The following is a 21,324-nucleotide window of genomic DNA, read 5'->3' as shown; positions in this document are numbered from 1 at the left end:
GCCGTATCCACGATTATGTCAGCGATAGACGTAAACAATGCGCCGTGTCGCCGGTTCTACCAGCACGGGCTGTCCGTTGATGGTGACATAATCATAGCCGTAGTCCGGAATCTCGCGGACGGCGACTGTACTCGGCAATGCCGCGCCGATAACGGGCTCGCCTTCGAGATAAACCGTATCGGCGGGATTTTCGGTGATATAGGTGCTTACTGCCGGAGGTGGCGTGATGGCGTCAACCTCTTCGACCGGGCCGATCAGTTCCAGCGGTTCCGCGGTGGTCGCGATCGTCGGATCGCCCGGCTGTACCTGATAGGTCACGGAAGGAATTGCGAGGTCAGTGCGACGCTGCTCGATCACAACGGAGGACCCGCCGAGATCGGTTGCGAGATATCGGGCATAGGCCCAGCCGCGAATTCCGTTGACGCTGATGCGGCACCAGTTGCTGCCCTGAATGCATCCATCGAGGACCGCGGGGCTGCCGCGCGTTGCAAGGCCCACTGTCGGATATTGCGGGCCAGGGCCCGCGCGGACGTTGAGATCCGTCACCGCGGTTGCGCTCATCGCGGCATAACCCGTCGACGCGCCAGCGGCGAGCATCAAACCCGCTGCCGCAACCGCTCGAAACAGATGGGTGGAGGGGGTCTTCATCGTCTTGCTCCTATTGCGTGATGGATGCGAAACGCCTCGCGGAACCGGGATGTTCCCCCCGTGACATCACGAAATGTGAGGATGAGAGACATTGTCCCGGCGCCGGCGATCGAAGCGATGTGGCCGGCCGTCCCGAGTGTCGAAAGGCCGCGTGAAACTTCGATATTTTCCCGTCCCCGGAAGGGGCGGTCTGCTGCAATCCGAGGGTAATGAAATGGAGCACGAACTCATCTATGAAGGCAGGACGACGGCCCAGAGGCTTCGCCCGCTGGTGATTGTCGTCGTGGTGTCGAAGCTGGCGGTATCGGCCTTACTGCTGACGACAGTGCAGTTGCCTTCGCCAGCTCCGGCACCGGAAATCGCCTCGTTGCGGTGAACGGGGCTGTCATCCCGCCCTTCTGTCGCTATAGGTGGCCGCGGAACGGAACGAGTTCGGGTTGGTATGCGCGGGGTCACCCCCCACATTTCAACCGAGGACCCATAAGCAAAGCGAGGTCGCATGTTACAGGCGGGCATTATCCCGGTTACGCATTTCGAACAGAACTGCACGATCCTGTTCGATAGTGAAACCAAGAAGGGCGTGGTCGTCGATCCGGGCGGTGACGTCGACATCATCCTGCAGACGATTCGGGAGAACGGCATCGCGCTGAAAGCGATTTGGCTCACGCACGGCCATATCGATCATGCCGGCGGCGCCAAGGAATTGAAGGAGGCGCTAGGGCTCGAGATCATCGGTCCGCACAAGGACGACCAGCCCCTGCTTGAGCGATTGGAAAGCCAGGCGGAGCGCTTCGGCTTGACGATGAAGGTGCAGAACGTCTTGCCCGACCGGTGGCTCGAAGACGGTGATACCGTCTCCTTCGGCGATCATGTCTTCGAGGTGCTGCATTGTCCGGGCCATGCGCCGGGCCACGTGGTCTATTTCAACAGGGCGCAGAACTTCGCCCATGTGGGTGACGTGCTCTTTCACGGTTCGATCGGGCGCACCGACTTGCCCGGCGGCAATCATCAGCAGTTGCTTGCCTCGATTCGCGACAAGATCCTGCCGCTTGGCGATCACGTCGGTTTCATCTGCGGCCACGGGCCCGGCGGGCAGATCGGCGAGGAACGCCGCAGCAATCCCTATCTCAGGGGGCTCTGACATTGCGGCATTACAGCGCCGTGCGTCCTTTAGGACGAACGACGCTGTAACTCTTTGATTCCACGCATCGTGCTTTCCGAAAATCGGGTCCGATTTTCGGGCCGATGCACTAATCCTTCGGCCAGCCGAAGGATTAAGCTCGTCCTGCAGCGCCGCGCGTCTTTGGAGACGCGCAAAGGGCGCTACAGCACCTTGAAACGCTGCATGAATCAAAATGGCACACGCCTCGTACAAAGGCGTGTGCCATCGTTCAGACTGCCGCGCTTCTATCAGCCGGCGGTGCAGAAATGGCTGCGGCCGTCATAACCGACGAAGGTGCCGCTGTCCGGATCGAACGAGCGGTAGCGCTGCGAGCAATAGCGATACCAGGCCGGTGTCCACGGTTCGAGGCCGTAGCTCTCCACAGCGACGCGGCGATAGACCGGGCGAGCCTGGTAAACCGGACGCGGCTGGTAGACCGGGCGGGGCTCGTAATATTCGGGTTCCGGATCGACATAGACGCGCTGGCTATAGACCGGCTCGCTGTAGTAGCGCGGCTGCGAGGCGATCGCGCCTCCGATGAGCGTGCCTGTGACTAGGCCCACGGCGCCCGCGGCCCATGCATCATCGTGATCTCCTGCTTGGGCGGTACCGAAGGTCGGGAGGACCACCGCAGCTGCGGCAACGGAGAGAACAGCGGCTTTGATGAATTTGTTCATGGGCTTCAATCCTATGCATGGGGCCGGAATCAGTTCCGGTTTTCATCATGAACGGACTCTATGGCGTCCAAACTGAACGCAGCCTGAATGAAAAAACCCGGCAAGTTTGCCGGGCTGCAACTTAAACTTAAATGTCAGCAGAGGCCGTATCAGCCGGCGATCTGCAGGTTGACCGCCTTCGGGCCTTTGCCGCGGCGATCCGGTTCGGTGTCGAAGCTTACCTTCTGATTTTCCGTAAGGCCGCTCAGGCCCGAAGCCTGCACGGCTGAAATATGTACGAAGATGTCTGCACCACCATTGTCAGGCTTGATGAAACCAAAGCCCTTGTCGGTGTTGAAGAATTTTACAGTGCCAGTTTCGGCCATGCGTCAGGTCCTTTTCTCTCCACCCGCTTGACGGCGCGGGCAGCATTGCAGTTTTGCCCAAAATGGGCGTGGGGGCAGGCAGTTCTCGAAATTTGAGGAAAGGGTCCTGTTATCGCGACCAGCCATAAGAAGGGAAAACAAGCCTCCCCCCCGATCTGGCCGCCCGGAGTGGCTTGCGTCTCCGGCCCGCTTATAATTCAAGATCTTCCCGTGTTCGCAGATTGCCCGAACACAGTAAGAGTGATGGGTTTATTTTGAATTGGCAAGCAAAACTTTTCTGACGAGGTATTGCAGCTTGCCATTGCTCAAAAATCGATCAGTTGCCGTCGCGGCGCGGGATATTATGAACGCATCGCAAGCTGTTGAAATCACAGCTTTTTGAACACGCGTGCGGCTGGACTGGACGATTTGCGTCATATTTTGTCGCTCTCGATCATGCCGCGGCTTCGCGCGGTTTCGTTCGAAAATCGCAAGCGCCTGATATGTCTCATGTTCCGGAAGCGGCAAAGCTCTGTCGCAAATCTTTGCAGAAAATCTGCAAGGAATACAGCAAACTTCGCCCGCGGTGGTGCTTGGCTTGTCTCATTCCGAAGCAAAATTGGCGCTACTGGACAGTAATAAGTAATACCGTAAGTTCAGCTTGCCCGCTGTACAGAGAATTCTTGCCTAAGGCATGATTCCTAAAATCGGAATCGGTTTAAGGACAAAATCATGCAGGATTTCAAAGTCTACAGCGAGCCGTCTGATCGGACGCCGGGCGCTGTAGGTTGAGTCGCATCAAGCGGCTGCTTCTGCCTCCTGGCGCCGTTTCGCCAGTTCAGGAATGAGTTCCACCGCCAGCATCGCCACGAAAATGACGGCGCAGCCAAGGTAACCGATTGGCGTGATGACTTCGCCAAGCAGCAGCCCCCCGAAAAGAGCGGCGAAAAGAGCCTCGCTTGACAGGAAGATCGCCGCCTGCGGTGCCGTCGTGTAGCGCTGGCCGACAACCTGGCAGATGAAGGCGACGCCGCTTGAAAACACGCCGGCGTAAAGGATCTGGGGCAGGGCGTTCTCGATCACCTCGAGGCTTAGCGGTTCGGTGAAGGCTGCGAGTACGCAACCAAGCACGGCGCAGACGGCGAATTGCACCATCGATAGCAGCATCGGGCGACCGGTATCGGAGGCGAAGATGCCGACGAGCAGCATCTGGATTGCCCAGAAGAGCGCACAGACGATCGTCAGGAGATCTCCGCCGGTCAGGCTCGAAAGTGCCCCACCGCTCAGAAGGAAGATGCCGAAGGTCGCAAGCAGGGCGCCCGGCCAGATGACCCAATGCGGCCTGCGGCGCAGGAACACGACGGTCAATATCGGTACGAAGACGACGTAGAGCCCCGTCAGAAAGCCGGAATTGGTCACGCTCGTCGTCAGAAGCCCGAACTGCTGCGTCACCGCGCCGCCGAAGAGCGCCAGGCCGATGACAATGAAGTTGCGGATCGATTTTTGCGGAAGCGGCTTCTTGGCAATTTTTCCTTCGACAACCGCCAGCGGCAGCGCGACGATCGTCGCGATCGCGAAACGCAGGCCGATGAACCAGAGCGGACCGATTGCCTCCATCGCAGTCGATTGAGCGACAAAACCGGCCCCCCAGATCGCACCGGAAAACAGCAGGAATAGATTGGCCTGGAGGCGAGTCACGGCTGTGCTCCCGGATCGTGACGGTTCTGGATCGAGGCAATCCAAAGCCATGCCGCTCCGGTGATTGCAAAGCCGCTCTATCAGTTGCGTTTTTGCGGGGCAAGCCTCATCCTTCGCCTCCTCGATGGGGAAAAACCGGTGATGTGACGATGGCGACTCCCGCCGTAGGGACCTGACGTGATCCGATGAGCGACGCAGGCTATTCCGGAACACCACTGATAAAAAAGCTCGGCCTGCGCGACGGGCAGACCGCGCTCATTCTTGCCGTTCCGTCCACCCTTCCTGAAATTGCTGCCTTTCCCGGTTTCGCACTTGCCGACACTTCGATCGGCCGGACCGTCTCACGCCGCTATGACTACATCCATGTCTTCGAAACCGACCGGACCGCGCTCGAAAGTCGGGCCGATGCGCTCCCGGCGTGGCTTAGGGCGGACGGAATGTTCTGGGTCTCGTGGCCGAACCGGTCCTCGGGCGTTGCGACGGACCTGACCGAGAATGATTTGCGCGAGATATTTCTGCCGCTCGATCTCGTGGATGTGAAGGTCTGCGCCATCGACCCGGTCTGGTCGGGGCTAAAATTCATGTTTCGCAAGGAGGTGCGGGCATCGCTTCGAACGGGCTGAAACCCAATTCCGGATGGAAAGCCGTCACTTTTTCTGGATGTGCACTGAACGCCGTTACTGGGTCGGAGCCTTGGAGACTCGGAGAACGGCGCCATTGTCTTCGTCGGTCACCATCAGCAGCGCGCCGTCCGGCGCCACGATCACATCCCGGATGCGGCCGAATTCGCCGTCGAACAGTCGTTCCTCGGAGGTGATCGCGCCGTTTTCGTCTCTCTCCAGGCGGACGAGCAATTGGTATTTCAGCGCCGCGACCAAGAGGTCGCCGTCCCATTCCGGGAACATGCTGCCGCGGTAAACAGCGAGCGCCCCCGGGGCGATCGACGGATCCCAATAGTAGAGAGGCTGTTCAAGGCCCTCCTTGGCCGTGCCTTCGCCGATTTCTGCGCCGGAGTAGTCTTTGCCGTAGGTGATCACCGGCCAGCCGTAGTTCTTGCCCGGCTGCGGGTTGTTCACTTCATCACCGCCGCGCGCACCATGCTCGACGGTCAAGAGCTTGCCGTCACCCCGGTCGAAGGTGATGCCTTGCGGATTGCGGTGTCCTTTCGACCAGATCTCGGCGAGACCTTCGGTGCCGCCGCGATAGGGGTTGGAAGCCGGAATGCTGCCGTCGGGGTTGATGTGCAGAATGGCGCCGGCGTGGTCGCGCGGGTCCTGCGCCCGGTCACCTTGACCGCGATCACCAATGCCGAAGAACAGGCTGCCGTCCTTGTCGATGGCGATGCGCGAGCCGAAATGCTGGCCCCCGCCGGTGAACTTGCTCATCCGGAACAGTTCCTTGATGTCACTCAAGCGCCGTTGGTCGTCGGAGAGAGCCGCTCGCACAAGCACCGTGCCATAGCCGTCGCCGTCACTGGCGGAGTAGGTCAGGTAAAGCACGCGGTTGGTGGCGAATTGCGGATCGAGGGCCACATCGAGCAATCCGCCCTGGCCGCGAGCGGCCACATCGGGCACGCCATCGATCGGGGCGGATAGCTCGCCGTCGCGCAGGATGCGCAGCCGTCCCGGGCGCTCGGTGACGACGAGGCCGCCGTCCGGCATCACCTCGATAGCCCAGGGGTGGCGGAGCCCGGTTGCGAGCGTTTCGACGAGAACTGTGCCGGTCTGGGTGGAAAATTCCTGCGCCCCTTGTGCGGTCGCGACCGGCGGGGCAAGGAGGCAGAGAAAGCCGGAAAGACAAAGGGCCGCAGGCCGCGTCAACAGGGCCGGGAGGTTCGTCAAACCTGCCCTCAAGAGCGAGCGCCGCATGCCATTCTCCGGATTGTGCCTTCGGTTGAGGTAAGCTGGGGCGCAGGCGCCTGTCTTTCAAGTCAAATCGGATCAAAACGGCTTTATCGGGAGATCGAGCCCGTGGTGAGCGGAACGGCGCGCTGCTCGCCGACGAGTTCAGCATTGACGATATAGCGCATCGGCCCCTGTTCGACGGCATCGAAGGGCCAGCACGTGGCGAGCGCAAGGTGGTGTCCGCTGGCAGACGCGTTGATGCCGCTTTCGTCCCAGCGGGCGACACGGCCTTCGCCGGCGCGGAAAATGAAGCGGCGGCCATCCTTGCGCGTCAGCACCAGGAGGTCACCGGGGCTCACGTCCTTCAGCCAGCGGAAATGCGTGTCGCGATGGGCGGCGATCACGGATGTTCCTTCATCGCCTGGTAGTGGCGTGTTGGCGAGCCAGGCGGGGCCAAAGGCAAGAGCCTCGCCGCTTGCTCCGGCAAGGACGATTGCCGAGCGATTGATGCGGGGTGCGGAGATTTCCGCCTCGGTCTCGAAATCCGCCCAAGGCCAGGGCCTGCCGTCGGCGTTGCCGCGAAGCTGTTCTTCGAAACTCTTTCGCAACAGGACCTGCGAAACCTCGGCCTTGGCCTTCATGTAGAAGCCCTTGCCGATCAGCAGCAGGCCGGCAAGCGCAACGAGGGCGATGATCGCCACGACGATCGTTTCGATCGCCGACAGTCTGGCAAGAAAGCCGGCACGCTGCCCGGAGAAATCATCGTCGTCAGCCATGGCGGTGAACCCTTTCGACAATGAACGCGGCGATCTGCTCCCGCCAGAAAGCGAAGGTGGTGCCGGCCAGGAGCGCGATCGCAAGCAGCATCAGACCGATCAGTATCTGCCTGTCGGCCTCGGTTGCCGTCTGCGGCAGGTTCACCTGGTTGTTCGCCTCGGCGATCAGGGTTGCGGCGCGCGCCGTCGGTGCTGCGGCCATGCGGTCGGCAACCAGCATGGCGCGTTCGCTCCGGTCGCCCGCTGCCTCACGCTCATCGATCTTGCCCGGGTCGGCCGGGTTCTCGCCAAAGACCTTGCCGAAATCCCATCCTTCCGGAAGGTTCAACGGAACCTTGGCGCCGGCGAGCGGCTCTCCGGCCGGGCGGGAAGGGGTGACGTCGACCGCGACAAGGCTGGTGACGCGTGACACGAGATGATGAGCCAGCGCGACGGTCTCGATCTGCCGATCGAGTTCAGCCGGATCCGCGATTGCCGCGGCGCTCGCCTCGAGATCATCGATCTTGCGGCGCGCCCAGAGCTTGGCGATGCCCTCGCCAGGTGCCGCCTTGGCGATGTCCATCTCGACCCGCCAGGGTTGGTCTCCCGCCTTGCCGACGATCCTGAGCTTGCCTTCCGGCGCTGCGCCGGCAAGCTCCGCCGTCAGCACCACCGGTTCGCCGCGGTAGAGGTCGGGCATAGGGTCGGGGGTGATGTCCGCTGCGGCAATACCGTCAAACGCAGCTGAAATTTCGGTCATGACCGGGTTTTCGAGTTTCTCGAAAAGCTCAACCATGCGGGAGGCGACCTCGCTCTCCGAGCCGATCAGGGTGAAGGTGCCACGGCCATACTCGGCGGCCTTGGTCATGAAATGGCTGTTGGGAGCGGAACCGATACCGACGGTAAAGACACGGGCATCGCCGCGACTGTTGCGGATCTCGTCGAAAAGCTGGCTCTCGTTGCCGATAGCGCCGTCGGTAAGGAAAATCACCTGGCGCAAGGCGCCGGGTTGCACCGGTCCCTGGGTGCGAAGGGCCGCCTCCAGCGCCGGCAACATTTCCGTGCCACCCTCAGCGGTGAGCGCGCGCACGAACGCGATGGCATCCTCGCGCTTGTCGGGCGTGGCGGCAACGAGTTCGGGAAAGTGCACGGTCATCGTGTCGTCGAAGCGGATGACGTTGAAGCGGTCATCGTTGTTCAGTCGTGAAATCGCCAGCGCAAGGCTCTCCTTGGCCTGTTCCATCGATGGGCCGGCCATCGAGCCGGAATTGTCGATGACGAAAACGACCTCGCGCTTGACTGCCTTGCCGGCCTCGACGGCAGATGGCGGCGTCACGAAGGCAAGCAGATAGGTCTTGCCGCCCACCGTCTCGCGGAAGAGACCGGCATAGGGGCTCTTGCCTTCGATCGCCTTCCAGCTCAGTTCGAAATCCTTGTCGGCCGGAACGCTGCCGTTTTTGAGCGTGATCCGGCGGCTGAGTTCGTCGAGTGATGCGATTTCGACCTCGTGATAGGGCGAGCTAACGCTTGCGATCGGGAAACCGGCCTTGAGGTTGACCGTGAGCGTTACCGGGTTGACCTTGGCGTTTTCTTTCGGATCGAGCACCGGCGCCTCGATCTTCTCCCGATCCGGAACCGGCTCGCTCACGGCATAGCCGCTGCGGCCGTCGATATCGACCGTGTTGACGATCGGCTGCGGATTGTAACGGGGCGCGACGACCATCGGGAAGCGGAAGGAAAAGACCCCGTTCGACTGGCGAACGCCGCTCTGATACTCGATCTGCACGACGATGGTTTCGCCTGGACCGATATTGGCGACCTGGTTGGTGAAGATGTTTGGTCGCTGCTGCTCGAGAAGCGCGGCCTTTTTGCCCTCGGCCTTGGCCTGTTCGTAGATTTCCTTGGCCTCGGCCCGCCGCTTGATCTTTCCCTCGATGAAGCGATCGCCGATCTGCATCTTCAGCGTATCGACGGCGGAGTCCTCGGGGAGCGGAAAGACGTAGGTGCCCTCGACCCAGCCCTTGCTCGGGTTTTCGAAGCGCTGGGTGACACGGGTCCGCATGATGGGACCGTTGACGTTTATCTCGACGTCGGTTGCCAGCCGTGGCGCCTCGACGAAATAGCCAGGTTCCCTGGAAGGAAAGAGCAGTGTGCCGGTCCCCATGTCATTGGGGCGGACATAGCCGGCCAGCCGCTGCGGCCTGGGTTCGGCCGCTTGAGCTGAAGCCTGCGCCAACAGGCCGAGGATCATCACGATGCAGGCCGCAAGTGCCGCGAGCGCCAGATAAAAGCCCCAGCGCGCCTCGTTGTGCCGGGTGCGCGCAGTGGCGATTTCGTCGTCGAAAAACATTGCATACCCCCACGATGCGAATGCATTCACGTCATGGTAGAAGAGGCCCGGAAATCGGCTCTTGCGGGACTAAATTGCGGCGCTCCGCGACAGTTGTTGTGACCAAATTAAGGCATTGCAGAAAGCGGCAAAACACGCTGATTTTTTTGAAGAAAATTTGAAGCGCGGACGTTCGTTTCTGGTGTCGATTCCCTGCCGCCGCGACCCCAGCTAGGCGCGAGATGGATTGGCTTTGTCAGGACCGTGCACGCCTGAGGGCGAGGGTATCACCGATCGATCGCTTCGATGGCATTCATGAAACTTTGTCATGGTGACGCATTTTGCGCGGCTTTGCCGCCGTTTTTGCCGCTCAAGCGCTTGCAAGACCGGGCTTCTTTCGACATAGACCTAACCGCTATGGAGCCTGACTTTCCGTTCCGTAGCGCTTCACGCCGTTTCGAAACGATCAGGACCTCACACCATGGCCTTCCTTGCCGATGCCCTTTCCCGCGTAAAGCCTTCCGCCACCATCGCCGTTTCGCAGAAAGCCCGTGAGCTGAAAGCGAAAGGCCGTGATGTCATCGGCCTCGGTGCAGGGGAGCCGGACTTCGACACGCCGGACAACATCAAAAAGGCCGCGATCGATGCGATCAATCGCGGTGAGACGAAATACACGCCGGTTTCCGGCATTCCGGAACTGCGCGAGGCGATCGCGAAGAAGTTCAAGCGCGAGAACAATCTCGACTACACGGCGGCGCAGACGATCGTCGGCACCGGCGGAAAGCAGATTCTTTTCAATGCCTTCATGGCGACGCTGAATGCCGGCGATGAAGTTGTGATCCCGGCACCTTACTGGGTCTCCTATCCGGAGATGGTGGCGCTGTGCGGCGGCACGCCGGTCTTCGTCGCGACCAAGCAGGAAAACAATTTCAAGCTGAAGCCCGAGGATCTCGAAAAGGCTATCACGCCGAAGACCAAGTGGTTTGTCTTCAACTCGCCGTCCAACCCCTCCGGCGCTGCCTATTCGCATGACGAACTGAAGGCGCTGACGGACGTGCTGATGAAGCACAGCCACGTCTGGGTGCTGACCGACGATATGTACGAGCACCTGACCTATGGCGACTTCAAGTTTGCCACGCCGGTCGAGGTCGAGCCCGGCCTTTACGACCGCACGCTGACGATGAACGGCGTCTCCAAGGCCTATGCCATGACCGGCTGGCGTATCGGCTATGCCGCAGGCCCGCTGCAACTCATCAAGGCGATGGACATGATCCAGGGTCAGCAGACCTCGGGCGCCACCTCCATCGCGCAGTGGGCGGCCGTCGAGGCGCTCAACGGGCCGCAGGATTTCATCCCGCGCAACAAGGAAATCTTCCAGGGCCGCCGCGATCTCGTCGTCTCGATGCTGAACCAGGCCAAGGGCATCTCCTGCCCGACGCCGGAAGGCGCCTTCTACGTCTATCCGTCCTGCGCCGGCCTCATCGGCAAGACTGCGCCGTCCGGCAAGGTCATCGAGACGGACGAGGATTTCGTCTCGGAGCTTCTGGAAGCAGAAGGCGTCGCGGTCGTTCACGGTTCGGCCTTCGGTCTCGGTCCGAACTTCCGCATCTCCTATGCGACGTCGGAGGCGCTGCTCGAAGAGGCTTGCCATCGCATCCAGCGCTTCTGCGCCGCCTGCAGGTAAGAACGGCCTTTACCGCAAACGAGGAGCCCGCCGGTGCGTCGGCGGGCTTTTTGCTGCCGCTCAAAGGGCGATTCAACGCCTTGCCAATCCGATTCAGGCGACGGTTCTATCTCACTGAAATCGGGATCAATTTCAGCGCGGGGGCAGCTTTGGCGACAACGCGTGCGGTCACGTCGTGGGTCTTGTCGCCCGCATGCTCGGTCTGTCCGCCATTCGTGTCCACCACGATACGAGGTTAGGATAATCCTTGATCAGGGTGCGTCCTTCCGGAGCCATCAGGAAATAGCCGAACATCGAAGCGGCATGCAGATCGGCTAACGTCAAGCTGTCGCCGGTGAGCCAAAGCGCATCCTTCATGAGATCGCTCACCGCTTTGAGGCACGTTGCCGCCTTGGGGAGATTTTCGGCAATGCGTGCTTCATCGGCAAAGCCGACTTTGGAAGGCTTCGATACCCGCTCGACGTAAATGCCCCAAACCAAAATCCGGTAGGCATAGCTGTCCATGATACTGATGACCTGATTGACGCGGGCGCGCCGTTGCAGGTCGGAAGGCTGAAGGGCGGGCCCTTCAAAGGTCTCATCGATATAGCGCGTTATCGCGCCCGTCTCATACAACTGAAAGCCGTCGTGTTCGAAGGCCGGAATGCGGCCGAACGGGTGTCGTTGAAGATAGTCGGAAGGCGGGCCGCCTTCAGCGAAGACGTCGATCGGCACGAGGTCGTAACCGATGCCTTTTTCTTCCAGCGTCAACCGAACAGTTCTGACGTAAACGCTGTAATCCGCTCCAAAGACGAGAGGCTTTGCCATTGTCTGCTCCCGATAGAGTATTTCGCGGAAGCCCCGACCAACGCGGTCACTTCGCATCGGATTTTCCGCAGCATTGTACCGGTGCATTCTATCGCTACCGCAGTGCCCTTTGCACGCCTGATAAAACGCGCGGCGCTGCAGGAACGCGTGCAGGCCTGCGCTCAGGCCTGCTGTCGCCCACAGGCGATTCAACGACTTGCCAGTCCGGATTCGGGCGGCGGTTCTGAGATCCGATTCACGTTTGTCTCCGGATTGTCTCGATCACGCCCGAGATGTCGTCGCTGCCATGACCTTCCGCAATCCGGCGGGTGGCGAGCCGAAGCATCGGTTCGATGAAGTCCGGCGCGATACCTTGCTCCCTGCTCGCCCTGGCGATGTTCTCGAGTGCTACCCTCTGCATGGCGAGATTCGAAACCACGGAGCGATCGTGCAGGCCGCTGTCGACCTTGTTGGCAAGGTCCGGGAGTGTGCCGCTCATCGCCGTGATCCACGGAAGGAGAAGCGGCAGGAAATCGGTGACCTTGCCGCCACTGCTTGCCACTAGCGCGCCGGCATGCAGAAAACCCGAGAAGAGGCCATACATGCCGGAAAGCAGCGCGAGGTCATAAAGCGCTGCGAGGCTTGGATCCTCGCCAAGATGACGGCTTTCGGCAAGCGCATCGAGCGACGGCTTGTGTCGTTCGAAGAGCGCGTTCGAGCCGCTATAAAGGATCAAGGCGCCACGGTCGCCGATCATCGGCGGAATGGCCATGATGCCTCCGTCGAGATAGGCCGCCCCCTTCGTCTCGGCCCAGTCGGCGAGATCTTTCGCCTCGCGCGGCGTGCCGTTCGTCAGGTTGACGAGATCGCGGCCGCGGAGTGCATCCTGCGCCTCAGCCAGCACCGCGCCGGCGGCGGCATAGTCGACGACGCAGAGGATCGTGAGTTCGCTTGCCGCGACGGCTTCCGCGGGAGTCGCAGCAATCATTGCTCCAGCGCTCACAAGCGGCTTGGCGCGCGACTGCGTGCGGTTCCAGACAGTTACGGAATGGCCTTTCCGGACGAGGGTCGCAGCGAGTGCTGTACCCATGGCACCGAGGCCAAGAACAGAAATCCTGCTCATCCTTCTTCCTTTCCTGGTTCGTGTCAGAAGGCGGTCGAAAGCTTCTGGCCGAGACCGCCATCGACGGCGAACTTTGCGCCGGTCGTGAAGGTTGCCTCGAAGCCAAGGAACAGCACGGCGCGCGCCACCTCGTCGGCCGTACCGTTGCGCTTCATCGGAGTAACCGCATCGCCCAGCGCCTTGAAATTGGCGCGCTCAGCATCGGTGATGCCGGCAATGCCCTTGGTCGGCGTGTCGATGAAACCAGGAGAGACAGTATTGACGCGGATGCCGCGCGGCAGGAGCTCGGTCGCAAGCACGGAGGCGAACGAGACGAGTGCCGCCTTGGTGGCGCTGTAGACGCTCATGCCCGGATAACCGCCTTCATCCGCAACGGAGGAAGTGAAGACGATGGAACCGTCCTTGCGGATCAGTGGGGCCAACCGCTGCGCGGTGAAGAACGCGCCCTTGGTGTTGACCGCGAACTGGCGGTCAAAGGATGCCTCCGTCACCTGATCGAAAGGCTCAAGTTCCGAAATGCCGGCGTTAATGTGGAGAAGATCGATCGCGCCCATCTTCTGACCGGTGGCGGCGCCGAGCGCTGCAATGTCGTTGAGATCGGCGATGTCGGAGCGCAGCGCGTGGGCACGCGTGCCGAACTGCTCCCTCACTTTTGCGAGGTTGTCCTCGTTGTTTCCGGTCAGGAGCACTTCCGCGCCGCCATCGACCAAGCGTGCGACGGTCGCCAGCCCCATGCCATGGGTGCCGCCGATCACAACGGCTTTCTTACCTTCGTAGATAGTCATGATGTCTTCCTCTTCGGTTCCAATAGGGGGTGAGGAAGAGATGCATTTGTGGACGAGCTTGCGCTAGCCGGGCTAATGTGGACTTATCATCTGCAGATATGGACAATGGATCCGACTAAATGGCGAACCTCAATGACTTCATGCTCTTCGTCCACGTCGTGGATCACGCGGGATTTGCCCCGGCGGCACGCGCGCTGAATGTCCCGAAGTCGACGCTCAGTAAGCGTGTGGCGGAACTCGAAAAAGCGTTGGGCGTTCGGCTCATCAACCGCACCTCGCGCCGTTTCGCGGTGACCGAGACGGGGGAGGATTTCTACCGTCACGCAGCGGCAATGCTGATCGAAGCGGAAGCTGCCGAGAATGTGGTCAAGGGGAGGCTAGCCGAGCCAAGCGGCACTGTCAGAATCACGGCATCCGTTCCGACGGCGCAGCTTTCGCTCGCGCCTCTGTTGCCACGGCTGGCGATCGCCTTCCCGAAAATCCGCCTTGTGGTGCATGCGACCGACCGGTTCGTCGATCTCATCCAGGAGGGTTTCGACATCGCCGTGCGCGACCACTTTGCACCGCTTCCGGATTCCGGCCTCGTACAGCGTCGCGTCGCCTCCGAGGCCAGCTGGCTGGTGGCGTCGCCGGCCTATCTCGATAAGCGCAATGTGCCGGAGTATCCTGAAGATTTAGAACATCACGAGGGCCTGCTGACATCGCTGACTTCGGAGAGTTGGACGCTGGAGCACCTGGACGGAACGGTTGTCAGCGTGTCGTCCAAGCCGCGATTTGTGGCGGATGAATCGCATGTCTTGCGCGAGGCCGCGGTGGCAGGGCTTGGCATAACCGCCCTGCCTGGCAAGCTTTGCCGCAACGAGATCGCCCGTGGCGTGCTCGTTCGCGTGCTGCCCCAGTGGACCGCGGGGTCTGTGACAACGACGATCCTGATGCCGCACCGGCGCGGGCAGTTGCCATCTGTGCGTGCCACCGTCGATTTCATCGCGGCGCGCCTTGCCGAAGCCTGATCGGCAAAGCCGATAGCGGGAAAGCAAAAGGCCCGCAGCGAGCGGGCCTTTGTAAACGCGGATGGTGGCTCTCAGCGCTCGGCAAGCGCCGGTTCGCCCTTCTTCTCGCGGATGAGATTGAGGAAGCGGCGGAAGAGATAGTGGCTGTCCTGCGGACCCGGCGAGGCTTCCGGATGGTGCTGGACCGAAAAGACCGGTTTGCCGCTCACGCGCAGGCCGCAGTTGGTGCCGTCGAAGAGCGAAATGTGAGTCTCTTCAATGCCTTCCGGCAGCGACTTCGAATCGACCGCGAAGCCGTGGTTCATCGAGACGATCTCGACTTTGCCGGTGGTGTGATCCTTGACCGGATGGTTGGCGCCGTGGTGTCCCTGGTGCATCTTCTCGGTCTTGGCGCCGAGTGCCAGCGCCAGCATCTGGTGGCCGAGGCAGATGCCGAAGACCGGAATTTCGGTCTCCAGGAGATCCTGGATCACCGGAACGGCGTATTCGCCGGTTGCGGCGGGATCGCCGGGGCCGTTGGAGAGAAAGATGCCGTCCGGTTGCAGTGCCAGAACTTCTTCTGCGCTGGTCTGTGCGGGGACGACCGTGACCCGGCAGTTGAGACCGGCGAAGAGCCGCAGGATGTTGCGCTTGACGCCGTAGTCGAGGGCTACGACATGATACGCGGCGTCGGTTTCGCCGAGCATCGAATAGCCCTTGTCCCACACCCAGGGCATTTCGTTCCAGCGGGACGACTGGCCGGAGGTGGCGACCTTGGCGAGGTCGAGACCTTCAAGACCGCTCCAGGCCTTGGCCTCAGCCTTCAGCTGATCGATGTCGAAGACGCCGGCGGGGTCGTGGGCGATGACGGCGTTCGGCATGCCGTTTTCGCGGATCCAGGCGGTCAGCGCGCGCGTGTCGATGCCGCAAAGGCCGATGATGCCACGCGCCTTCAGCCAGGCGTCGAGGTGCTTGGCGGCGCGGTAGTTGGATGGCTCGGTGATGTCGGCCTTGAAAATGACGCCGACGGCGCCGTGGCGGGCGGCGGGGGTCAGGTCCTCGACATCCTCGTCATTGGTACCGATGTTGCCGATATGCGGGAAGGTGAAGGTGACGATCTGGCCGAGATAGGAGGGGTCGGTCAGGATCTCCTGGTATCCGGTGAGCGCCGTGTTGAAACAGACTTCGGCCTGAACCTTGCCGGTCGCGCCGATGCCCTTGCCTTCGATCACCGTGCCGTCGGCCAGAACGAGAAGGGCGGTGGGTTTCTGGGTTGTCCATGCGGGTGTCGCGGTCATCGTTCCTATCCCGTTGCGGCGGAAGCGAGGCTTGAAAGCCGGTCGGTTCAGCGCCATTTCAAATCGCATACGGCATGGCGCGCGGAAACCCCGCGAGAAAAGGTTCATGCCGATGTTCGTGCAGGTGCCGGAAAATAACGAAAGGCCTTGGCCGGGTCAACCGGCCGCCATGAATTGCAAGGAAATAAAGTTCCTTATAATTCAAGTGGTTGCGTAATCCGTTTGATTGCACCTGCCGCACTGGTTTAAGACGACGACAACAACGACGTAATCGAACCGGTTGCGGGCATGAGCTCCGCGGGCCGGTTTCGACATGGAGTAAGGACATGCGCGACCAACTCGCGAACGCATTGAAAGAAGCCCTCAAAGCCAAGGACGCACGGCGCACTTCGACCGTCCGGTTGATCCAGGCGGCGATCAAGGACCGCGACATTGCCAATCGCGGCCAGGGCAAGGACCCGGTTGGCGATGACGAGATCATGCAGATCCTCGCCAAGATGATCAAACAGCGGGAAGAGTCCGCCCGCATTTACGACGAGGGCGGCCGCCCCGAGCTCGCCGAGCAGGAGCGCCAGGAAATTGCCGTCATCAACCAGTTCCTGCCCGAACAGCTTTCCGAGGACAAGGTGAAGCAGGCCTGTGCCGCGATCGTCCAGGAGACGGGCGCCCACGGTCTTCGCGACATGGGCAAGTGCATGAACGCGCTGAAGGAGCGCTACCCTGGCCAGATGGACTTCGCCAAGGCCTCCGGTCTCGTCAAGGAACTGCTGAAGTAAGCCCTACGCCCGCTTTGCAGCGGGCGTATCGCCTTCCATGCCGGCGCCGATCGGCCTCGTCTTCGAGCCTCGGCGCGCGGTATCTACCCTGTGAATTGCGGGCACTGCCGATCGTGGCCAGGAGTTCCCCTGTCCATACTGCTTGTATGGGAGGCCGGCTAGGGGTATCGGCTATCCATGCGCTTTTCACAGTCCTTCCTCGACGAGATACGCGATCGCGTTCCGATTTCGGACGTGGTCGGCAAGCGCGTCACCTGGGACCGGCGCAAGACCAACGTTTCGCGCGGTGACTACTGGGCCTGTTGCCCCTTTCACGGCGAAAAGTCGCCGAGCTTCCATTGCGAGGACCGCAAGGGCCGCTATCATTGCTTCGGCTGCGGTGTTTCCGGCGACCACTTCCGCTTCCTGACCGATCTTGAGGGCCTGAGCTTCCCTGAAGCGGTGCAGCAGATTGCCGACATGGCCGGCGTCTCCATGCCGCAGCCCGACCCGCAGGCTGAGCGGCGCGAGAAGGAAAGGACCAGCCTGCTCGACGTCATGGAAATGGCGACGCAGTTCTTCCAGGACCAGCTCCAGACGGCGAACGGTGCCAAGGCACGGGCGTACCTCCGCGAGCGGGGACTGACCGGGCGTACGATCGAGACGTTTCGGCTGGGCTTTGCGCCTGACAGCCGCAATGCGCTCAAGGAGTTTCTGGCCGGCAAGGGCGTCGGCAAGGAGCAGATCGAAGCCTGCGGTCTCGTCGTGCATGGGCCCGACGTGCCCGTCTCCTACGACCGTTTCCGCGACCGCATCATGTTTCCGATCCTTTCGGCGCGCGAGAAGGTCATCGCCTTCGGTGGCCGCGCCATGTCACCCGATGCGCCGGCCAAATATCTGAATTCGAATGAAACAGAGCTCTTCCACAAGGGCAATGTGCTCTTCAATTTCGCGCGCGCCCGGCGAGCTTCGCAGGGCGCTGATGGCGCCGGCACGATCATCGCCGTCGAAGGCTACATGGACGTGATCGCGCTCCATCAGGCCGGCATCGAGAATGCCGTGGCGCCGCTCGGAACCGCGCTCACAGAGAACCAACTCGATCTTCTCTGGAAGATGACGCCGCAGCCGGTGCTCTGCTTCGATGGCGATGGCGCTGGCCTCCGCGCCGCCAATCGCGCCGTCGATCTGGCGCTCCCCCATCTGAAGCCCGGACAATCAGTCCGCTTCGCCATGCTGCCGGACGGCAAGGACCCGGACGATCTCGTCCGCCATGACGGACGCGAGCCTTTCGACAAGGTGCTCGCCAATGCCCGCTCGCTCGCCGAAATGGTGTGGCTGCGCGAAGTCCAGGGCGGCGCATTCGACACGCCGGAAAAACGCGCCGAACTCGAAGCGCGGCTGAGGCAGGTGACGTCCGTCATCGCCGACGAAAGCGTGCGCCGCCACTATGGCCAGGACATGCGCGACCGCCTCAACGCCTTTCTGCAGGGCAGCGCGCCGTTCAGGAGTGAACGGCGGCCGTTCGAGCGGGGCGGGCGCCAAGGTGGTGGCCCGCGTGGCGGCGCAGGCGCCCGGAATATTGCCGCCGGCCCGACCGCGATCTCCGATCGCCTCGCGCGCTCTTCCCTCGTCAGCGGCCAACAGGCGGTGCCGCTGTTGCGCGAGAGCGTGCTGGCACTCACCATCGTCAATCACCCGCAATTGCTCTTCGACGAATATGACGAGATCTCGACGATCGAGTTCGACCACCGCGATCTGCAGCGCTGCTGGGCCACGGTTCTGAACGCAGCGGCGGCAAGCGGGCCGCGTTTGACGCGCGAGATCCTCATCGAGCAATTGGAAGCGGAGGGATTCGGCGCCCTGATCTTGGCACTCGATCAGCAGGTCCGCTATGCGCGGCTGTGGACGGCGACGGTTGCGGCGGCGCCGGAGGATGCGCGCGAAGGTTACCTTCAGGCGCTTGCCCTCCACAGGCGCAGCAAGGCCCTCCATTGGCAGCGGCGCGAACTGGAGCGTGAACTGGCCCACGCCACCGAGGAGGGGGACCTCGAGGTCGTACCACAGTTGCTCAGGACGCTCCAGGAGGTCCAGCTCGAAGTGACGCGACTTGAGAACCAGGAAGCCATCATCGAAGGCTTCGGCGTACTTTCCGGCCGAGTTAAGGGGCCGGCCGCGCGGTAGCGTCGTCGCATGCGCTGCCCCTCATCCGCCTGCCGGCACCTTCTCCCCGCGGGCGGGGAGAAGGGACATGCCGCGCCAGCTCGGCAAGGCTTCTTGCAGTTGGTGCACGACGCGAGCCACCGATGCGACGTACCCTCGCCCCGCTTGCGGGGAGAGGGCAGGGTGAGGGGGCGTTAGCTGCGGAGCGCGGCGATGCTCCCCCTTTTGCGAGTCTTTAACAGGTTTACATCCCACCTGCCCAAACCCCATAGTCAGCCGCCCGACGAAAGCGATTCCATGCCTCACAACGACGATGCTTCCGCCGCGCGCCTGTTCGAAAGCGAAGGCGTGGCCAATCCTCTCGAAGTCCTGAAACGCGTCTATGGCTATTCCGCCTTCCGCGGTCAGCAGCAGGACGTGGTCGAACATGTGATAGCGGGCGGCGATGCGGTGGTGCTCTTCCCGACGGGAGCGGGCAAATCGCTCTGTTTTCAAATTCCCGCGCTTTGCCGAAACGGCGTCGGCATCGTCGTATCCCCATTGATCGCCTTGATGCGCGATCAGGTCGAGGCGTTGAAGCAGCTCGGCATTCGCGCCGCCGCGCTCAATTCCTCACTGACACGCGACGAGGCGATTGCGGTTCGCCGCGCGCTTTCGGCGGGCGCGCTCGACCTGCTCTACGTCACGCCGGAGCGCGCCGTCACCGACGGTTTCGCCGAGATGATCGACGAGGTCGACATTGCGCTGTTCGCGATCGACGAGGCGCATTGCGTCTCGCAGTGGGGCCATGATTTCCGGCCTGAATATCGCGGCCTGGATTGCCTCGCGTCGCGCTTTCCCGGCGTGCCACGCGTCGCACTCACCGCGACCGCGGATCCGCACACGCGCGACGACATCATCGAGCGGCTGGCGCTCACCGGAGCGAAGGTCTTCACGACCAGCTTCGATCGGCCGAACATTGCCTATGAGATCGTCGAGCGTGACCAGCCGCGCCAGCAGCTCCTTCGCTTCCTCTCCCGCTTCAAGGGATCGAGCGGCATCGTCTATTGCCTCTCACGTGCCAAGGTCGAAGACACGGCGGAATGGCTGAACGCGCAAGGCGTGCGCGCGCTTCCCTATCACGCCGGCATGGATCGCGTCCTGCGGGACGCCCATCAGGACGCTTTCCTTAAGGAGGAAGACCTTTGCCTCGTCGCGACGGTCGCCTTCGGCATGGGAATCGACAAGCCGGATGTCCGCTATGTCGCCCACCTCGATCTGCCGGGCTCGGTCGAGGCCTATTACCAAGAGACCGGCCGGGCGGGTCGCGACGGGCTGCCCTCCGAAGTCTGGATGGCCTATGGCATGGCCGATGTCATCCAGCGTCGGAGGATGATCGACGAGGGCGGCGCCGCGGAGGAGATCAAGCGCATCGAGCGGGCGAAGCTCAATGCGCTGCTTGCGATCTGCGAGACCGCGGGTTGCCGGCGGCAGGCGATCCTTGCGCATTTCGGCGAGGCGCATCCCGGACGCTGCGGCCATTGCGATACCTGCCTGAAGCCGGTCGAGACCTGGGACGGTACCGAAGCGGCGATCAAGGCGCTGGCGGCCGTCTATCGGACCGGCGAGCGCTTCGGCGCCGGCCACGTGATCGATGTGCTTATGGGCACGGTCAACGAGAAAACCGAGCGCTTTGGCCATGTCGATATGCCTGTCTTCGGTGCCGGCAAGGATCTGCTGCCACGAACGTGGCAATCGGTGTTCCGGCAGCTGCTCGCCGCTGGCCTCGTCCGGGTTGATCATTCCGCCTTCGGGGCGCTGCAGCTCGAGCCGGAGGCGCGCGCCGTCTTCAAACGCGAGCGCCAGGTGTTCTTCCGCAAGGACAGGCCGACCTCGGGCAAGGCCGCCCGGGTGGCGAAGTCCGGCACTCCGCGCGAGCGAGCCGATCTCGCCGGCTCCGATCTTGAACTTTTCGAACGCCTGCGCGCCGAGCGGTTCTCGATCGCCAAGGAATTGAACGTCCCGCCCTATGTCGTTTTCCCGGATACGACGTTGATTGCGTTGGCGAAGCAACGTCCGCGCGACTTCGACGATCTGCTCGATATTCCCGGCATCGGCGAGAGCAAGCGCGAGCGCTATGGCGAGGCGTTCCTGGCGGTCATCGACGGCTATTTCGATGGGTAGTCGACCGTAGTCGGTGCCTCAGCATTTGCCTTCGCGAATGAAAATGTCGCCTAAGGCGCGATAGGGGACAGAAAGCGTCTGTGCGCGGTGTCCGTCACGAAAGCCCCTATCGTTTTCATCGATC

At 61.9% G+C, this 21,324-nt stretch carries 19 protein-coding genes; 8 read left to right on the top strand and 11 right to left on the bottom strand.

What is annotated here, in order from left to right:
- Positions 1–18: 18 nt before the first annotated feature.
- Positions 19–648 carry a DUF1236 domain-containing protein gene (locus tag GHK62_RS22365; protein ID WP_153441273.1) on the bottom strand — a complete coding sequence of 210 codons (630 nt, stop codon included), beginning with the start codon at positions 646–648 and terminating at the stop codon, positions 19–21.
- A gap of 214 nt (positions 649–862) precedes the next feature.
- Here GHK62_RS22365 and GHK62_RS33690 point away from each other — a divergent pair, with 214 nt between their 5' ends.
- Positions 863–1,024 (top strand): hypothetical protein, encoded by a 162-nt coding sequence (locus GHK62_RS33690; RefSeq protein ID WP_167528333.1) that lies wholly within the window; start codon positions 863–865, stop codon positions 1,022–1,024.
- 123 nt (positions 1,025–1,147) lie between these two features.
- Entirely contained in the window at positions 1,148–1,789 is a 642-nt protein-coding gene (locus GHK62_RS22360; RefSeq protein ID WP_153441272.1) for an MBL fold metallo-hydrolase, read from the top strand.
- 269 nt (positions 1,790–2,058) lie between these two features.
- On the opposite strand, the gene GHK62_RS22355 is transcribed toward GHK62_RS22360, so the two are convergent.
- The 3 genes from GHK62_RS22355 to GHK62_RS22345 form a co-directional block, all read right to left on the bottom strand.
- The gene (locus tag GHK62_RS22355) at positions 2,059–2,487 is read right to left on the bottom strand and encodes a BA14K family protein (RefSeq protein ID WP_153441271.1); all 429 of its coding nucleotides are present in this window, start codon (positions 2,485–2,487) and stop codon (positions 2,059–2,061) included.
- 149 nt (positions 2,488–2,636) lie between these two features.
- On the bottom strand, positions 2,637–2,852 hold the full coding sequence (locus GHK62_RS22350; protein ID WP_128442587.1) for a cold-shock protein: 216 nt from the start codon (positions 2,850–2,852) through the stop codon (positions 2,637–2,639).
- Positions 2,853–3,629: 777 nt separating this feature from the next.
- Positions 3,630–4,529, bottom strand: a complete 900-nt coding sequence (locus tag GHK62_RS22345) for a DMT family transporter (protein ID WP_184108536.1) — start codon at positions 4,527–4,529, stop codon at positions 3,630–3,632.
- Positions 4,530–4,714: 185 nt separating this feature from the next.
- Here GHK62_RS22345 and GHK62_RS22340 point away from each other — a divergent pair, with 185 nt between their 5' ends.
- Entirely contained in the window at positions 4,715–5,152 is a 438-nt protein-coding gene (locus tag GHK62_RS22340; RefSeq protein ID WP_153441269.1) for a hypothetical protein, read from the top strand.
- Between the two features lie 54 nt (positions 5,153–5,206).
- Here the strand turns inward: GHK62_RS22340 and GHK62_RS22335 are convergent, their stop codons facing one another.
- The 3 genes from GHK62_RS22335 to GHK62_RS22325 all read right to left on the bottom strand — a co-directional run bounded on the left by GHK62_RS22335 (position 5,207) and on the right by GHK62_RS22325 (position 9,478).
- A complete protein-coding gene (locus tag GHK62_RS22335; protein ID WP_153441268.1) occupies positions 5,207–6,397 on the bottom strand; it encodes a PQQ-dependent sugar dehydrogenase in 1,191 nt (396 codons plus the stop codon).
- Between the two features lie 83 nt (positions 6,398–6,480).
- A complete protein-coding gene (locus GHK62_RS22330) occupies positions 6,481–7,149 on the bottom strand; it encodes a class GN sortase (RefSeq protein ID WP_153441267.1) in 669 nt (222 codons plus the stop codon).
- Complete coding sequence (locus GHK62_RS22325) at positions 7,142–9,478, bottom strand: marine proteobacterial sortase target protein (RefSeq protein ID WP_153441266.1); 2,337 nt, start codon at positions 9,476–9,478, stop codon at positions 7,142–7,144. The genes GHK62_RS22330 and GHK62_RS22325 overlap by 8 nt, the downstream gene beginning before the upstream one ends.
- A 460-nt stretch (positions 9,479–9,938) precedes the next feature.
- On the opposite strand from GHK62_RS22325, the gene GHK62_RS22320 reads away from it, so the two are divergent.
- Entirely contained in the window at positions 9,939–11,141 is a 1,203-nt protein-coding gene (locus GHK62_RS22320) for a pyridoxal phosphate-dependent aminotransferase (RefSeq protein ID WP_153441265.1), read from the top strand.
- Between the two features lie 168 nt (positions 11,142–11,309).
- Here GHK62_RS22320 and GHK62_RS22315 read toward each other — a convergent pair whose 3' ends face one another.
- From GHK62_RS22315 to GHK62_RS22305, 3 genes are all read right to left on the bottom strand, one after another.
- Positions 11,310–11,948, bottom strand: coding sequence for a glutathione S-transferase family protein (locus GHK62_RS22315; RefSeq protein ID WP_153441264.1), 639 nt, complete (start codon positions 11,946–11,948; stop codon positions 11,310–11,312).
- A gap of 235 nt (positions 11,949–12,183) precedes the next feature.
- The gene (locus tag GHK62_RS22310) at positions 12,184–13,050 is read right to left on the bottom strand and encodes an NAD(P)-dependent oxidoreductase (RefSeq protein WP_153441263.1); all 867 of its coding nucleotides are present in this window, start codon (positions 13,048–13,050) and stop codon (positions 12,184–12,186) included.
- A gap of 23 nt (positions 13,051–13,073) precedes the next feature.
- On the bottom strand, positions 13,074–13,835 hold the full coding sequence (locus GHK62_RS22305; RefSeq protein WP_153441262.1) for an SDR family oxidoreductase: 762 nt from the start codon (positions 13,833–13,835) through the stop codon (positions 13,074–13,076).
- A 119-nt stretch (positions 13,836–13,954) separates the two neighbouring features.
- Between GHK62_RS22305 and GHK62_RS22300 the strand changes: the two genes are divergently transcribed.
- Positions 13,955–14,845 carry a LysR substrate-binding domain-containing protein gene (locus GHK62_RS22300; RefSeq protein ID WP_153441261.1) on the top strand — a complete coding sequence of 297 codons (891 nt, stop codon included), beginning with the start codon at positions 13,955–13,957 and terminating at the stop codon, positions 14,843–14,845.
- A gap of 71 nt (positions 14,846–14,916) precedes the next feature.
- Here GHK62_RS22300 and carA read toward each other — a convergent pair whose 3' ends face one another.
- On the bottom strand, positions 14,917–16,122 hold the full coding sequence (carA, locus tag GHK62_RS22295; RefSeq protein ID WP_153441260.1) for a glutamine-hydrolyzing carbamoyl-phosphate synthase small subunit: 1,206 nt from the start codon (positions 16,120–16,122) through the stop codon (positions 14,917–14,919).
- Between the two features lie 326 nt (positions 16,123–16,448).
- Here carA and GHK62_RS22290 point away from each other — a divergent pair, with 326 nt between their 5' ends.
- The 3 genes from GHK62_RS22290 to recQ all read left to right on the top strand — a co-directional run bounded on the left by GHK62_RS22290 (position 16,449) and on the right by recQ (position 21,200).
- Complete coding sequence (locus tag GHK62_RS22290) at positions 16,449–16,898, top strand: GatB/YqeY domain-containing protein (protein ID WP_153441259.1); 450 nt, start codon at positions 16,449–16,451, stop codon at positions 16,896–16,898.
- A 177-nt stretch (positions 16,899–17,075) separates the two neighbouring features.
- Positions 17,076–19,058, top strand: a complete 1,983-nt coding sequence (dnaG, locus tag GHK62_RS22285; protein ID WP_153441258.1) for a DNA primase — start codon at positions 17,076–17,078, stop codon at positions 19,056–19,058.
- Between the two features lie 276 nt (positions 19,059–19,334).
- Positions 19,335–21,200 (top strand): DNA helicase RecQ, encoded by a 1,866-nt coding sequence (gene recQ / locus GHK62_RS22280; protein WP_167528332.1) that lies wholly within the window; start codon positions 19,335–19,337, stop codon positions 21,198–21,200.
- Positions 21,201–21,324 lie beyond the last annotated feature (124 nt).

It is taken from the genome of Sinorhizobium terangae, from assembly GCF_009601505.1.
Taxonomy (GTDB): domain Bacteria; phylum Pseudomonadota; class Alphaproteobacteria; order Rhizobiales; family Rhizobiaceae; genus Sinorhizobium; species Sinorhizobium terangae.
Note: the sequence above shows the minus strand (reverse complement) of the source record. Positions and strands in the feature narration are given on the sequence as shown.

Bases quoted from the DNA above. Each gene is read 5' to 3' on its own strand.
- GHK62_RS22365 (WP_153441273.1), bottom strand. From the start codon at position 648: ATGAAGACCCCCTCCACCCATCTGTTTCGAGCGGTTGCGGCAGCGGGT.
- GHK62_RS33690 (WP_167528333.1), top strand. From the start codon at position 863: ATGGAGCACGAACTCATCTATGAAGGCAGGACGACGGCCCAGAGGCTT.
- GHK62_RS22360 (WP_153441272.1), top strand. From the start codon at position 1,148: ATGTTACAGGCGGGCATTATCCCGGTTACGCATTTCGAACAGAACTGC.
- GHK62_RS22355 (WP_153441271.1), bottom strand. From the start codon at position 2,487: ATGAACAAATTCATCAAAGCCGCTGTTCTCTCCGTTGCCGCAGCTGCG.
- GHK62_RS22350 (WP_128442587.1), bottom strand. From the start codon at position 2,852: ATGGCCGAAACTGGCACTGTAAAATTCTTCAACACCGACAAGGGCTTT.
- GHK62_RS22340 (WP_153441269.1), top strand. From the start codon at position 4,715: ATGAGCGACGCAGGCTATTCCGGAACACCACTGATAAAAAAGCTCGGC.
- GHK62_RS22335 (WP_153441268.1), bottom strand. From the start codon at position 6,397: ATGCGGCGCTCGCTCTTGAGGGCAGGTTTGACGAACCTCCCGGCCCTG.
- GHK62_RS22330 (WP_153441267.1), bottom strand. From the start codon at position 7,149: ATGGCTGACGACGATGATTTCTCCGGGCAGCGTGCCGGCTTTCTTGCC.
- GHK62_RS22325 (WP_153441266.1), bottom strand. From the start codon at position 9,478: ATGTTTTTCGACGACGAAATCGCCACTGCGCGCACCCGGCACAACGAG.
- GHK62_RS22320 (WP_153441265.1), top strand. From the start codon at position 9,939: ATGGCCTTCCTTGCCGATGCCCTTTCCCGCGTAAAGCCTTCCGCCACC.
- GHK62_RS22315 (WP_153441264.1), bottom strand. From the start codon at position 11,948: ATGGCAAAGCCTCTCGTCTTTGGAGCGGATTACAGCGTTTACGTCAGA.
- GHK62_RS22310 (WP_153441263.1), bottom strand. From the start codon at position 13,050: ATGAGCAGGATTTCTGTTCTTGGCCTCGGTGCCATGGGTACAGCACTC.
- GHK62_RS22305 (WP_153441262.1), bottom strand. From the start codon at position 13,835: ATGACTATCTACGAAGGTAAGAAAGCCGTTGTGATCGGCGGCACCCAT.
- GHK62_RS22300 (WP_153441261.1), top strand. From the start codon at position 13,955: ATGGCGAACCTCAATGACTTCATGCTCTTCGTCCACGTCGTGGATCAC.
- carA (WP_153441260.1), bottom strand. From the start codon at position 16,122: ATGACCGCGACACCCGCATGGACAACCCAGAAACCCACCGCCCTTCTC.
- GHK62_RS22290 (WP_153441259.1), top strand. From the start codon at position 16,449: ATGCGCGACCAACTCGCGAACGCATTGAAAGAAGCCCTCAAAGCCAAG.
- dnaG (WP_153441258.1), top strand. From the start codon at position 17,076: ATGCGCTTTTCACAGTCCTTCCTCGACGAGATACGCGATCGCGTTCCG.
- recQ (WP_167528332.1), top strand. From the start codon at position 19,335: ATGCCTCACAACGACGATGCTTCCGCCGCGCGCCTGTTCGAAAGCGAA.